11 protein-coding genes and 1 tRNA gene are annotated in these 13,119 nt (G+C 70.0%); 4 read left to right on the forward strand and 8 right to left on the reverse strand.

The genetic code is table 11. The features are described 5' to 3' along the window. The first annotated feature begins 3 nt into the window (after positions 1 to 3). From ASC55_RS07895 to ASC55_RS07910, 4 genes are read left to right on the forward strand one after another with little or no spacing between them, the layout of a single operon-like run. Positions 4 to 792 (forward strand): ABC transporter ATP-binding protein, encoded by a 789-nt coding sequence (locus tag ASC55_RS07895; RefSeq protein ID WP_055874197.1) that lies wholly within the window; start codon positions 4 to 6, stop codon positions 790 to 792. Beyond that, entirely contained in the window at positions 789 to 2,426 is a 1,638-nt protein-coding gene (locus ASC55_RS07900; RefSeq protein WP_055874202.1) for an ABC transporter transmembrane domain-containing protein, read from the forward strand. The genes ASC55_RS07895 and ASC55_RS07900 overlap by 4 nt, the downstream gene beginning before the upstream one ends. Next, positions 2,419 to 4,224, forward strand: coding sequence for an ABC transporter ATP-binding protein (locus ASC55_RS07905; RefSeq protein WP_162243047.1), 1,806 nt, complete (start codon positions 2,419 to 2,421; stop codon positions 4,222 to 4,224). The genes ASC55_RS07900 and ASC55_RS07905 overlap by 8 nt, the downstream gene beginning before the upstream one ends. Continuing rightward, complete coding sequence (locus tag ASC55_RS07910) at positions 4,221 to 5,111, forward strand: siderophore-interacting protein (RefSeq protein ID WP_055874208.1); 891 nt, start codon at positions 4,221 to 4,223, stop codon at positions 5,109 to 5,111. Before ASC55_RS07905 ends, ASC55_RS07910 begins: the two co-directional genes overlap by 4 nt. A 608-nt stretch (positions 5,112 to 5,719) precedes the next feature. On the opposite strand, the gene ASC55_RS07920 is transcribed toward ASC55_RS07910, so the two are convergent. From ASC55_RS07920 to ASC55_RS07950, 8 genes are all read right to left on the reverse strand, one after another. Further along, complete coding sequence (locus ASC55_RS07920) at positions 5,720 to 6,268, reverse strand: hypothetical protein (RefSeq protein ID WP_055874214.1); 549 nt, start codon at positions 6,266 to 6,268, stop codon at positions 5,720 to 5,722. Positions 6,269 to 6,529: 261 nt separating this feature from the next. Continuing rightward, the gene (locus ASC55_RS17565) at positions 6,530 to 6,754 is read right to left on the reverse strand and encodes a hypothetical protein (protein ID WP_162243048.1); all 225 of its coding nucleotides are present in this window, start codon (positions 6,752 to 6,754) and stop codon (positions 6,530 to 6,532) included. A 198-nt stretch (positions 6,755 to 6,952) separates the two neighbouring features. Then, positions 6,953 to 7,028 (reverse strand) — tRNA-Met (locus tag ASC55_RS17480). Positions 7,029 to 7,176: 148 nt separating this feature from the next. After that, positions 7,177 to 8,565, reverse strand: a complete 1,389-nt coding sequence (locus ASC55_RS07930; protein WP_055874219.1) for a DUF6716 putative glycosyltransferase — start codon at positions 8,563 to 8,565, stop codon at positions 7,177 to 7,179. Further along, complete coding sequence (locus ASC55_RS07935) at positions 8,562 to 9,434, reverse strand: N-acetylneuraminate synthase family protein (protein WP_017829251.1); 873 nt, start codon at positions 9,432 to 9,434, stop codon at positions 8,562 to 8,564. Before ASC55_RS07935 ends, ASC55_RS07930 begins: the two co-directional genes overlap by 4 nt. 93 nt (positions 9,435 to 9,527) lie before the next feature. Further along, positions 9,528 to 10,688 carry an acylneuraminate cytidylyltransferase gene (locus ASC55_RS07940; protein ID WP_055876020.1) on the reverse strand — a complete coding sequence of 387 codons (1,161 nt, stop codon included), beginning with the start codon at positions 10,686 to 10,688 and terminating at the stop codon, positions 9,528 to 9,530. Between the two features lie 29 nt (positions 10,689 to 10,717). Then, the gene (locus tag ASC55_RS07945; protein ID WP_055874222.1) at positions 10,718 to 12,076 is read right to left on the reverse strand and encodes a polysialyltransferase family glycosyltransferase; all 1,359 of its coding nucleotides are present in this window, start codon (positions 12,074 to 12,076) and stop codon (positions 10,718 to 10,720) included. Next, positions 12,073 to 13,053 carry a glycosyltransferase family 2 protein gene (locus ASC55_RS07950; protein WP_055874225.1) on the reverse strand — a complete coding sequence of 327 codons (981 nt, stop codon included), beginning with the start codon at positions 13,051 to 13,053 and terminating at the stop codon, positions 12,073 to 12,075. The genes ASC55_RS07945 and ASC55_RS07950 overlap by 4 nt, the downstream gene beginning before the upstream one ends. Between the last annotated feature and the right edge of the window lie 66 nt (positions 13,054 to 13,119).

Consider the following 13,119-nt stretch of genomic DNA (forward strand, 5'->3'; position numbering starts at 1 on the left):
CCCATGACCGCTTCGCTGCTGGCCCGCGACATCACGCTGGGCTACGGGGAGACCCCGATCATCTCGGACCTCACGCTCGAGGTGCCCGACAACTCGTTCACGATCATCATCGGACCGAACGCGTGCGGCAAGTCGACCCTGCTGCGCGGATTCGCCCGACTGCTGCGCCCGACCACCGGTGCGGTGCTGCTCGACGGCGACGAGCTGCGTGCGCTCAAGCCGAAGGAGGCCGCCCGCAAGCTGGGGCTGCTCCCCCAGTCGTCGATCGCCCCCGACGGCATCACGGTCGCCGACCTCGTCGGTCGCGGGCGCTTCCCGCACCAGAGTGCCCTGCGCACATGGAGCAGCGCCGACGAGCGCGCCGTTTCCGAGGCCATGGCCGCGACCGGGGTCACCGACCTGTCGCGGCGCCTGGTCGACGAACTCTCGGGCGGGCAGCGGCAGCGCGTATGGGTGGCGATGGCCCTCGCGCAGCAGACCAAGCACCTGCTGCTCGACGAGCCGACGACCTTCCTCGACATCGCGCACCAGATCGACCTGATGGAGCTGTTCGCCGACCTCCACCGCGACGGCACGACACTCGTCGCCGTGCTGCACGACCTGAACCACGCCGCCCGCTACGCCACGCACCTGGTGGCGATGCACGACGGAGCCATCGTGGCGCAGGGCGACCCGCGCGAGATCATCACCGCCGAACTCGTGCAGGCCGTGTACGACCTGCCCTGCAGGGTGATCACCGACCCCGTCTCGGGAACCCCACTGGTGCTGCCGCTCGGACGGCGGACGCCGTGACGCCCACCCCGCGGAGGCTCTTCGGGATCGCGCTGAAGTCCGAGGGACGCGGTATCGCGCTCGCCGGGGCGACCGCTCTGCTCATCGTGCATGCACTGGCCGAGGCGACGATCCCCGTCATCATCGGCGCGACGATCGACCGCGCCGTGCTCCCCGCCGACCCCGCCGCCCTCGCGCTCTGGCTCGGCGTGCTGGTGGCCACGTTCCTCGTGCTGACCGCGAGCTACCAGTCGGCTTCCCGTCTCATGGTCTCGATCTACGGCTACGGCGAGCAGGCGCTGCGACACCTCACCCTCTCCCGCATGCTGCGCCCCCGGCTCTCCCGCCGCACGTTGACCCCCGGGGAGGCGCTCACCTTCGTCACCTCCGACACCTACCGCGTCGCGGGTGTCGCCTGGTCGGTGGCGCAGCAGTGCTCCACGATCGCCGCGATCATCGGAGCCGGACTCGCGATGCTGGTGATCTCACCCGTCGCGACCATCGTCGTGTTCGGCTCGACCGTCGCGATGATGTTCGTGATGCAGGTCGTCTCACGTCCCCTCGAACGCCGAGGGTTCGCCGAGCAGCAGGCGGCGACCGAGGCAGGAGCGGTCGCCGCCGACTTCATGAGCGGATTCCGGGTGCTCGTGGGCATCGGTGCCCGTGAAGAGGCCGTGCGCAGGTACGTCGCCGCGAGTGATGCCTCTCGTCGGGCGGCCACGGCGGCCGGTCGTTCACTCGCCTCGTATGAAGCCGTCAGCGGCACGCTGGCTGCGGTCGCCACGACCGCGCTCGCGGGGATGTCGGCGTGGTTCGCCACTGAGGGCCGCATCAGCATCGGTGAGCTGGTCACGGTGCTCGGGCTCGCCCAGTTCATCAGCGGCTACCTGGCGTACGCCGGCTCGTTCCCCTCGAACTGGATCCACAAGCTCGCCTCGGCCAAGAGGCTCGCCGAGGTGATCGACGCCGAAGACCTGCTCGACCCTCTTGCGGCGTCTTCGACCCCGGCGGATGCGGCCGGTGATGTCGTGCTGACCTTCCGCGCGGGGTCCTCCGCGGATCCGGTCGAGGTGCGGGGACGGGAGATGCTCGGCATCCGCCCCGCCGACAGCGACTCGGCACGTGCCCTCTCGCGTCTCCTTGGCCTGCGCACCCGAGTCGATCGCGGCCGGGTCGCGCTCGCGGTCGAGGGAGAGCTCCGCGACCTGACCGACCTCGACCCGGTGGAGTACCGGCGTCGGGTCATCGCCCCTCCCCACGGACAGACGATCGTGAGCGGGTCCCTGCGCGAGGCGGTGCGCGGTCACGGCGTGGAGGAGCCCGCGCACCCGCCCTTCATCGAGATGGCGGCGCTGCACGACACCGTGGTGCAGGTCGGCGGGTGGGAATCACAGGTCGGTGAAGCCGGACGCCGTCTCTCGGGCGGGCAGCGGCAGCGCATCGGCATCGCCCGCGCCCTGCATGTGGATGCCGATGTGCTGGTGCTCGACGAGCCGACCTCGGCCGTCGATGCCATCACCGAGGCGCACATCGCCCGCGCCCTCGCGGAGCACACCGAGACGGTGGTGGTGATCACCACTTCGCCGGTGCTTCTCGCAGCCTGCGATCGGATCATCGATCTCCCCTCCGAACGATCGGATGCGCACCATGCATGAGTCGAGCTCGACCACGGCCCTGCTGCCGATCGCCTCCAGCGCACGGGTGCACGGCGTCGTCGGCGCACTGCTGCGGCAGCACCCCGGTCGCACGGCGGCTGTCGCCGCGCTCTTCCTCGCGGCATCCGCCCTGGGCATCGTGATGCCTACGTGCCTGGGACGCATCGTCGATGCCGTCTCCTCCGATGCCGGTTTCGTGACCATCGCCGCCTGGGTCGCCGGTGCTGGCCTCGGCGCGGTCGGCGCCGCCGTGGTGATGCTGTGGGCGGTGCGGGTGCTGACCGGATTGGTGCAGGACATGCTCGCGACCCTCCGCGAAGACGTGTTCGCCTCGGCGATGCGGCTGCCGGTGAGCGAGGTCGACGACGGCGAGAGCGCCGACCTGCTCTCCCGGGTCACCGGCGATGTCGATGCGGTGGCCGAAGCCGGCGGGAACGTCGCCCCCACACTGCTCTCGGCGGCGTTCGCGATCGGGGTCTCGGTGGTCGCGCTGACCGCACTCGACCCCTGGCTCGCGCTCGCAGGACTCGTCTCCGCTCCGTTCTACGTGCTCGGAACCCGGGCGTTCCTGCGCAGGTCGCGCGTGGTGTTCCGCGAGGTGCGGGTGCGCGAGGCCGCGCGCAGCCAGGCCGTGCTCGACGCGGTCGAGGGCATCGAGACCCTCACCGCCTTCAATGAGCAGGAGCACGCGCTCGAGCGCGTGCGGGAGCGGGCAGAGGCGTCGATCCGGATGCAGATCGAGGGCGTGCGGGTGACGAACCGGCTGTTCCGCTGGATCAACGGCGGCGAGCTCGTCGGCCTGGCTGCGATCCTCGGCACCGGCTTCCTCCTGCAGTCCGCAGGAGCGATCACGGTGGGCGCTGTCACCACGGCGGCCCTGCTGTTCCACCGACTGTTCGGACCGGTCGGGCAGCTGATCTTCGGGCTCGACGACATCCAGCGGGCAGCCATCGGGCTCGCGCGACTCGTCGGGGTCATCGACCTCGCGCCCCCGGCTGTCACGTCGCATCGGCAAGCGGATACCGCGCCACAGTCCTGTGCGGGCATCGAGGTGCGCGACGTCACGTTCCACTACCCGACCACCGGCCGCGGCATAAGCGACGTGAGCCTGCGCGTCGATCCGGGCACCACGGCGGCACTCGTCGGCACCTCGGGGTCGGGCAAGAGCACGCTCGCTCGCGTGATCGCCGGACATCACCCGCCCAGCTCGGGTAGCGTGCACCTCGCATCCGACAGGGAGTCGCCCTACTACCTGTCGCAGGAGCTGCACCATTTCCGGGGCACGATCGCCGACAACCTGCGGCTCGTCGCTCCCGAGGCGGACGACGACGACATGGTGGCGGCGCTGCGGGCGGTCGGCGCACAGTGGGCGATCGAGGCGCTGACCTCCGAGAACGAGGGCGCGGCGTCGGAGGCCGTCGTGCCGTTGGACGAAGGGCGCATCCAGCAGCTCGCGGTCGCCCGGGCCTTCCTCGCCGACCCGGATGTGGTGATCCTCGACGAGGCCACCGCCGATGTCGGACTCCACCACCGGGAGGCCGTGGAAGACGCCATTGCGGCGCTGCGCGAAGGACGCACGGCGCTGCTCATCGCGCATCGGCTGCAACAGGCCGTCTCCGCCGAGCAGATCATCGTGTTCGCCGACGGTCGGACGACGCAGCGCGGTACGCACGAGGAGCTGCTCGCCGCCGACGGGCTGTACCGAGACTCCTGGCTCGCCCAGACCCGCACCACTCCTATCCCCCCTTCCCCCACCCCCACGGGTCAGAACCCCGACCCAGAGACGGAGACACCGTGAGCATCCACCGCGGCATCGTCAGCAGCACGACCACCCTCACCCCGACCCTCGTCCGGGTCACACTCGGCGGCGAGGGGGTCGCCGACTTCCTCAGCACCGGCATCGGCGACGAGTATGTGCGGGTGTTCTTCCCGCATGGCGACAACCCGAAGGACGTGTCGCTGCCCGTGCCGGCAGGTGACTGGTGGGAGACGCCGGAGGGAGCCCCCGAGGCGCCGATGCGCACCTACACGATCAGCGGTGTGCGCCCGGATGCCGGCGAGCTCGACATCGACTTCGTGATCCATGAGGCGGGTGTCGCGGGTCCCTGGGCCGCGCGTGCGGAGCCGGGACACGTGCTCGGACTGAACTCCCCGACCGGCCTGTACTCACCGCCGGAGGGCATCACGTGGCAGGTGCTCGTCGCCGATCTGACCGGGCTTCCGGCCGTGGCGCGCATCATCGCCGAGGCTCCGGAGGGCGTGCGCACCCGGGTCGTGCTCGAGGTGCCGAGCGAGGCGGATCGCGTCGACCTCACGACGGGCGCGGATGTCGAGGTCACCTGGGTGGTCGGCGGCAACGGCCATGGCCCCAGCGCGCTCGGTCCGCTCGTGCGCGGCATCGTCGACGACCGCCTCCCGCTCGACGAGGGTTATGTGTGGGTGGCCGGTGAGACCGTGGCACTGCGCGACGTGCGCAAGTACCTGCGCAAGGAGCTCGGTCTGCCCGCGACCCGCTTCAAGGTCGTCGGCTACTGGACGCCGGTCGCCGCCTGGGACGAGAAGTTCGCTGCGCTCCCCGACTCCGTGCAGAAGGAGCTGGACGCGATCTGGGCCGATGCCGACGGCGATGAGCCCGAAGACGTGCAGGTGCGCTTCGAGGAGCGGCTGGACCAACTGGGGTTGTGAACCGGCGTTCGCCATCGGAGGATGCCAGCGTTGTATACCGCTGGCGCTGTTCCGGTCTGCAGATCGCGGACATGACGGCGCGGCCGATCGGGCTTCACGTGATGCGCCCCGAGCAACCGAATCGCGCATGGGATCTGATCAGCACCAAGCTGGTCCGCTCCAGCAAGGGGCATATAGAGGGATACGGGCTCAAGGTGTACCCGTAAAAAGCGAAAGGCCCCCGAGATTCCCGGAGGCCGAACGCCGATCGAGCATTCCCGATCCATTTGTTCCAACCCTATTCGACTCTCTGCTGTTCCGCCAGGTTGGCCCCACTGCCCTCAGAGGATCGCCTGTCCCTCTTGTTCGTCTGTTCCCTCGATTCCGGTCCGGCTTCACGCACGGTCAGCTCCGTCCCCTGGCGCACGTCGACGATGACTCATGTAGGAGGGAACGGCCTTCGACGTCGCCGAGTTCAGCGCCGACCGTCTCGACGACGAGACGGCCGCGATCATGGCCGACATCTGCCCCACTGTCTGATGCTCGCGAGGGGCGGAGCCTCCGCTGCCGCATCGCGCCCGAAAGCTGGATTCTCGCGCGCGTGAGATATGAGGTCTAGATCCGCGTACTCAATCGGCGATGGTGGGCGCTGGCTTGTCCGTCGCCTTCACAATCATCTCCTGCGGTTCCGTGCGCACTCGTCGGCGAACGCTCGAATTTGCGTAGGTGATCATGTATCCGTGCTTCCAGCCTGCCGATTCTCCGGCGAGCGAGGTGGAGAACCACACCTTGAGCACACCTCCAGGGGCCAGGCTCTGCGGTAGATCCGGGAACGGGACGTCGACCTGCTCATGGCCGCGAGCCATCTTCGCGGTCTTCAGATGCCCGCCCTTGCCGTCGAGAGCGCGCACGTCGTAGATGATCGCGGGGGTGCGGCCGAGGTTGGAGATCACGACCTCGTCGCCGTCCGGGTGCGCGGTCTTGCCGAACTGCAGATAGCTGCGCACCACGAAAGGGTGCACGCGCGGACGTGCGCTCAGCGTGTGCCAGAGCGTGACACCTGACAGCGCGAGCGCCAGGATACTGATCAGCAGGCTCCAGGATCCGTCCGGGAACACGAACAGCGGCGAGTCGATGACCAGCCAAGGTGCTGCGGGCGGCGTCGGCGAGGGTGTCATAGTCGCGATGGTATTGCCTGCCCTGAACACGTTCACCCTGGAATCAGTCGGAGCCTTGCGCTTCGATCCACGCCGCCTCATCCTCGAGCAGATGCGCAGGAGAGGGCGCCCGCTCTTCCCACTGGGTCCACGCTGAGCTCACACTACGCGCTTGTGTGATCGCGATGACGAGCTCGGCGCTCGACGCCTGCCGAGGATCGCTCCGCAGCGACGAACGCGCGGACTCGGACAGCTTGGGCCACCACTCAACGGTCGCAGCATTCATCGGCCGTTCCGCTTCAGCGCATCGATCTCGTCTTCCAGCTCCTCTACGAGTTTGATGAGCTCTGAGATCGCGTTCTGCGCGTGCGCGAGACCGACGGCGAGCAACCGCTCAGGGTGCGGATCACGCCCCATGCTCCCGAGAGTCTGAACCGCTGAGCTGTTCCCGTTAATCGCTGCGCCGATACTGAGTGCCTGGCTCTTCGCCGTGCTGATGCTTGCCATGCCGGTTCCCCGTTCTTCACACCACCGTGGCGCGTGCCGCTGACCGTAGCGCCGGCCGCGGACATTCGAGTTATCGAGATGCCAGCAACGTCGCGCGGAGATCCTTATGCAGGCCGCCAATCTGTTGTCACCGGAGGGCGCCGTAGCGACGAGGAAGCCCGGCAAACCTTGACTTCTCAGGGGCCGACACTGTCGAAGTGGACGCGACGGCGGGAGTCGAACCCGCAACGCCTTCAGGTATGAACTGAGGCCCGGGACCGCCCGGATCGCCGCGATGGGATCGACGTTACCCGGCCGTGATCTTTCCCGCCAGGATCATTGCCTGGGATAACACCATGAGTCCGCGGATGACGGACACCGGACATCCGCGGAGCGCAGGATGCGCGCACCTCGGAGGCTGAGCGCGCCGTCGCCCCGAAGGTTCAGCGCCGGAGGGAGTCGTCGAACGGGTTCGGCTCGAGCGTGTAGTCGGTCGAGGCGTCGGCCCAGGTGCCGCCGCCCGACGACGGCCTGCGCCGACGCAGCGCGGCGAGTGCCCTGGTCGCCGGAGCGCCCACCGCGAGCGCCACGGCCCCCTGTACCGTGCCGTCCTCCGCACCGAGCACACTCGCCCGATGCCAGGCCTCGTGCAGTGAGCCGCCGCGGGCCGCGGGCACACGACGGGCCGGCAGAGCCCCGGAGCGCCGCAGCGCCACGAGCCGTTCGACCCGCTCCCACCACGTCGACTCCCCCTCGGGGTGGAAGTAGTTGTCTCGAAGCCAGTCGGGATGCGGATGCCGGAAGCGCCCGGCCACGACCTCGCTGCGGCCGCCGAGCAGTCCACTGCCCACGAACACCGTGTTCAGCAGGCTCTTGCTCACGCCGAAGGAGTCGAGCGCGATCACGGGCACGCCGAGCGCCGTGGCCTCGATCGCGGCCGTGGAACTCACCGTGACCAGACCCGCCGCCGTCTCCAGCGCGGTGCTCATCGAGTCGTAGGAGTAGACGAGGTTCTTCGGAACACGCGACGGCAGCAGCCCGGCGTACGGGTCACGTTCCCGGTGCGTCTCCGACTCCCCCGGCCGCGACCGCAACTTCACCACCACGCGGCGTCCTGGCTCCGCTTCGGCGGCCCGCACGAGCATGGCCGCGATCTCGGCACGCTCCTCCCTCGCGACGGGCACGAGCGCCTGCGCGGCGAAGACGATGTCCGTCGCCGGCGGCTTGACCGGAGCGGTCTGCGGAGGGCGTTCGGCGACCGCCAGGCCACCGCGCCGCGCGGCCACGGCGTCGATCCTCATGCGTTCGGGGCGCAGCATCCGCTCCCTCCGCCGGGCGAACGGGAGGGTCGCGAGCGCCACCGGCGTCTGCACACCGATCCTGCGGCCGAGGTCCTCGAAGGCCCGCACCTCACGGTGGGAGTGCACCACCAGCAGGTCGGTGTGGCGGCGATAGTCGAGTGCCCCGCGCTGGGCGGGGATCGCCATCCCGGGCAGCCCGGAGACCGTGACCGGCCGATGCTCCAACGTGTCGATCACGCGTCCCATCAGCCGCACGAACGGTCCGCGCCCCGCGAGCAGCACCACGTCGGGCCGCTGTTCCGCCAGCCAGGCCGCCGTCTGCGCGAACCCGATGCGGGTGACGTCCCGCGGCCCGAGCGTCGTACCCGCGAGCGCGGTGCGCTGCTGCTCGACGCTGGCCGTGAGCGGGGTGCGCACGAGCAGCAGGTGCGGACGCAGCCCCGGCACGGAGCCGAGCAGGGCGGCGGCCCACTTCACGAAGGAGTCGGCGTCCGCGATCGCGACGACACGGATGCCGGTGGCACCGCTCATACCGAGATGCGGCGCAGCTTCGCCATCGGCGCGCGCTCGCTGTCGAACACGCGCTTGACCCCGTCTCCGGTCGCACGCTCGATCACGCGGATGTCGCGCACGAGGTGCTCGAGGCCGGTCGGCTCGAGCGAGGCCGCGTGATCGGAGCCCCACATGGTGCGATCGAGCGTGATGTGGCGTTCGACGGCGACGGCGCCGATGGCCACGGCGGCGAGCGAGATCTGGAGTCCGCGCTCGTGCCCCGAGTAGCCCACGGGCACACCGGGGTAACGGTCGCGCAGTGTGGCGATCACCCGCAGGTTCGCCTCCTCAGGCTCCAGCGGGTAGGTCGAGGTGGCGTGCATGAGGACCACGCGATCGGTGCCGAGGGTGTCCAGCGCCCGGTCGATCTGCTCGATGGTCGACATGCCCGTGGAGAGGATGACGGGTTTGCCCGTCTCGCGCAGGGCGACCAGCAGCTCGGTGTCGGTGAGGCTGGCCGAGGCGACCTTGTGCGCCACGACGCCCAGGTCTTCGAGGAAGGCGACGCTGGGCACGTCCCACGGCGAGGCGAACCAGTCCAGGCCGAGCATCGTGGCGTGGTCGCCGATCTCGACGTACTCGTCGCGGCCGAACTCGACCCGGCGGCGGTAGTCGAGGTAGCTCATCACGCCCCACGGCGTCTCGCGAGGGACATCGCGCATGTGCTCAGGAGTGGAGATCTCCGGCGTGCGCTTCTGGAACTTCACGGCGTCGGCACCGGCGCGAGCCGCGACGTCGATGAGCTTCTTGGCGATGTCCACGTCACCGTTGTGGTTCAGGCCGATCTCCGCGATGACGTAGGCAGGACGCCCGCCGCCGATCACTCGTGAGCCGATGCTGACAGTCATGATTCCTCCGGTGTTCGAGCATTGGTGCAACCCCTCCCTCCTGAGTACGGGCCGAGGATGAACACCGGGCGACCACCGGGTTACCGGGATCGGTCAGCTCGACAACACCCGTTCGATGAGCTCGCGGACAGCGCCTTCTCCACCCCGACGGCTCAGCACGACGCGGGCCTCCTCCAGCACCAGCGGATGCGCGTTCGCGACCGCGACCGGCCACCCCACGATCCGCATCGCCGGCAGGTCGTTGACGTCGTTGCCGAGGTAGGCGATGTCGGCGAGTGGCATCTCGTTGTCCCGCGCCCAGTTGCGCAGCGCCTTCTCCTTGTCGTCGATGCCGTGCAGCACTGGCACCCGGAGCTTGTCGGCGCGGGCGCGGACCACCGGGTTGACCTCGGTCGACAGGATCAGCAGCGGCACACCGGCACGGCGCAGCAGAGCCACCCCCATGCCGTCTTCACGGCTCACCCGCACCCGCTCGCCCCCGTCGGCGTCGATGATCGCGGTGTCGTCGGTGTGCACGCCGTCGAAGTCGGTCACGACGGCGCGGACCGGGATGGGGCCGGGAACTTCATGCAGCGAAGCGAGTGCACGGGCGACGCGGAGCTGATCCGCATCATCGATCTCGATCGCTGTCCATTCCGGCACCGCGGCGATGCGGGTCCTGCCGAAGAAGCGATGCCTGCTCTCGCGGAAGCCCGCGGCACGGAACACGTAGAACGCGCCGGTCTCGAGGTGGTGCGGCTCGCGGTCCTGTCGGCGCGGGCGGTGCGCGGCCTCGTGATTGATAGCCACCGCGTCACCGCGGTCATCCTCCCGCCACAGGAACCCGTACGTCTCGTGGGCCGCGAACACGCTGTCGGCCCGGTCTGCGCGGATCTCCTCCACCGCCGCGGCGAGCGCGTCGCTCGGGATGAACGGTGATGTCGCCTGCAGGAACGCCACGATCCCGACGCTGTCTCCGCGTGCCTCGAGCTCGTCCAGCGCGTGCAGGAGCGCGCTCTCCGAGGTCGCCGTGTCTCCAGCGAGCTCGGCAGGGCGGCGGATGACACGGGCGCCCGCAGCCGTCGCCACCTCTGCGATCTCGTCATCGTCGGTGGAGACCACGACCAGGTCGATGCCGGAAGCTGCGGCCGCGGCGCGAACCGCGCGCTCGACCAACGGCACCCCGCCGACGCGCTGCAGGTTCTTGCGCGGCACCTGCTTCGACCCTCCGCGCGCCGGAATGATAGCCACCGTGCGGGGCTTCTGCTCGTCCATCGTCCACATCCTCGTCGTCGTCATCGTCGTCATCGGCCGCGTATCGCCCGCCAGGCGCGCCCGGCACGTCGCCGCGCGCCGAGGGCGTGGAGCCGCCACTCCTCGATCCTGCCCACTCCCCCGGCGGGACGCAGTGCACGACGCACGACGTTCTCGATCGGCGCGCCGGGCAGTCGCAGCTCGGCGAGCCGTCGGGGCGTGAAGTACCGATCGCGCTCATCCGGGTCGAGTCCGCGCAGCAGTTCCTCGGCGCGACCGCGCAGATGCCCGGCGATCTCCGGCTGCATGGCGTAGCCGACGGCGTCGATCAGCAGTTGCAGCCGCGCGGGATCGGCATACGGAGAGCCCTCGCGCGTGAGGGCGTCGACCAGGGTCGCGGGAATCCGGTTGCTGTTCTCGAACGGCGTCAGTGCGGCGAGGACGGTGTCGTTCCCCGCCGAGCCGATCGCCCGTCCGAAGAGGGTGTGCACGGTCGGCAGCGCCGTGGAGAACCCCGCGACGACGGCCACCGCGTCCAGCCGCTCGGCGAGCAGTTCGGCGGCGAGAGGCCCGCTGTACTCGACGAAGTCGATACCGTGCGCGGCTGCGCGCCCTCTGACGGCTGCGGTCACCAGGGGCGGCGCGGCCGGATGCGGCTTGAACACGATGCGCTGCGGTGCGCACTGCGCGGCACGGTCGATCAGGCGCTTCTGCAGATCGATCTCCTCTGCCGCCGTCATCAGCCCGAGGGCCGACAGATACTGGCCGAGCACGAGCACCGTGGAGGCACCGTCGTCGACAGGATCGCACGCGGTGGCATCCGTCTCCCGCAGGGCCGCGGCAAACGACGCCGGAGGCACCGGCACGACCTCTGCACGGGGAGACCCGACGAGGGGTCGCACTCCCGGCACGACGTCGGCGTGCACGACCCGCTCGATGCGTGCGGCGACGGGGTACGGCATCCGCACGCGCATCGGCGAGTAGGTCATGAGGCCGTCGCCGACGATCGTGATCCGCGCGTGGGGGAACAGCGCCATCAGGGTGCGGGCCGGCGCGACCTGCGGGCTCTGCACGAACAGCTCGAGGTCACGGGGGTCGATGTGCCAGGCGCGAGCGAACAGCCGTTCCAGCAGGGGGAGGTCGGCATCGGCCGGTTCCCAGGAGCTCGGATGCAGCGGGCCGAGCAGGTCCGCCAGTGGCTCGATGCGGTCGAAGCGCGCCCGCAGCGAGCGCAACCCCGGGTCCTCCGCGATCCCGACGACGGTCTCGGGCACACGGGAGGAGGTGAAGGGAACCAGGAGGCGCTCGCCTGCGGACACGGAGGACGGGGCATCGAGGAGTCCGGAATCGATCGCGGCGGCGGCGGTCGCGAGGCCGTAGCCGCTGTGCAGGGCGAAGATCTGCGTCATGCCGCCCTGCCCGTCTGCCGGAGGATGCGCGCGAGCACGCGGCGGCGCGGCCCGTCGAAGCGTCCCAGCACCGCGGTCACCTCGTCAGCGGGCAGTCGACCGAGCATGTCGCGGATCGCGGCCCGCATCTCCCTGCGCAGCGGCGGGCTCATCCGGCGGGCCCGCACGAGATGGTGAGAGCTGAGCGCGAGCGCAGTCCAGACGACCTTCGGCAGGAAGCGCTCGGCCTCCGCATCCTGCTCGACCACCGAGATGACCTCGTTCATCGCCCTGGCGAAGTCGAGCTGCCGGCGGTCACGCACCTGTGTGAGCGATGTGGCGACGCCACGGCGGTAGAGGAGGGCGGGCGCATCGACAACGGCGAACGATTCGGCCTGCAGGTGCAGTCGCCAGATCCAGGGCCGGTCCTCCGCCGTGAACAGTCCCTCGGGGAACGCCGCCAAGCCGCTGTCGATGACCCTGCGGTGGAAGAGCCCGGCCCAGGCGTAGGGATAGTCGACCATGGTCGACTCGTTCTCGGGCAGGATCGCGTCTCGCGGCGAGGTCACCCGGTCGCGCCACGGGTGCGGTGCGCGGATGAGCGCCCGCTCGCCGCCGGTGACCGTGACGTGATCGGTGCGCACGAAGTCGCACTCGAGCTCGCGCAACCGCGACACCAGCACCTCGAGCCGTCGCGGCTGCATCCAGTCGTCACCGTCGAGGAAGCAGAAGGCATCGCCCTCGACGTGCACGAGCCCCTGGTTGCGGGCCGTCGCCAGCCCGCGTGCCGTCGGATTCCGCAGAACGGTGGCGTGCGGGAACCGCTGCGCGTACTGCTGCATGAGAGCACCCGTGTCGTCGCGGGATCCGTCGTCGATCGCGACGAGCTTGACGGCTGCGGCATCGTCGAACTGCCGGGTGAGCGTCTCGAGCGTCGTCCCGATGTACTCCCCGGCGTCTTTCGCGGGCAGGATGACGGTGACGAGGGGTGTGCGCACAGGACTCCCGGAGACGGACGGTGTCCGGGAATGGTGCCAGGCGGTCGTTGCCGGGTGGGGACGCGC

The organism is Microbacterium sp. Root322 (genome assembly GCF_001425645.1).
GTDB lineage: Bacteria > Actinomycetota > Actinomycetes > Actinomycetales > Microbacteriaceae > Microbacterium > Microbacterium maritypicum.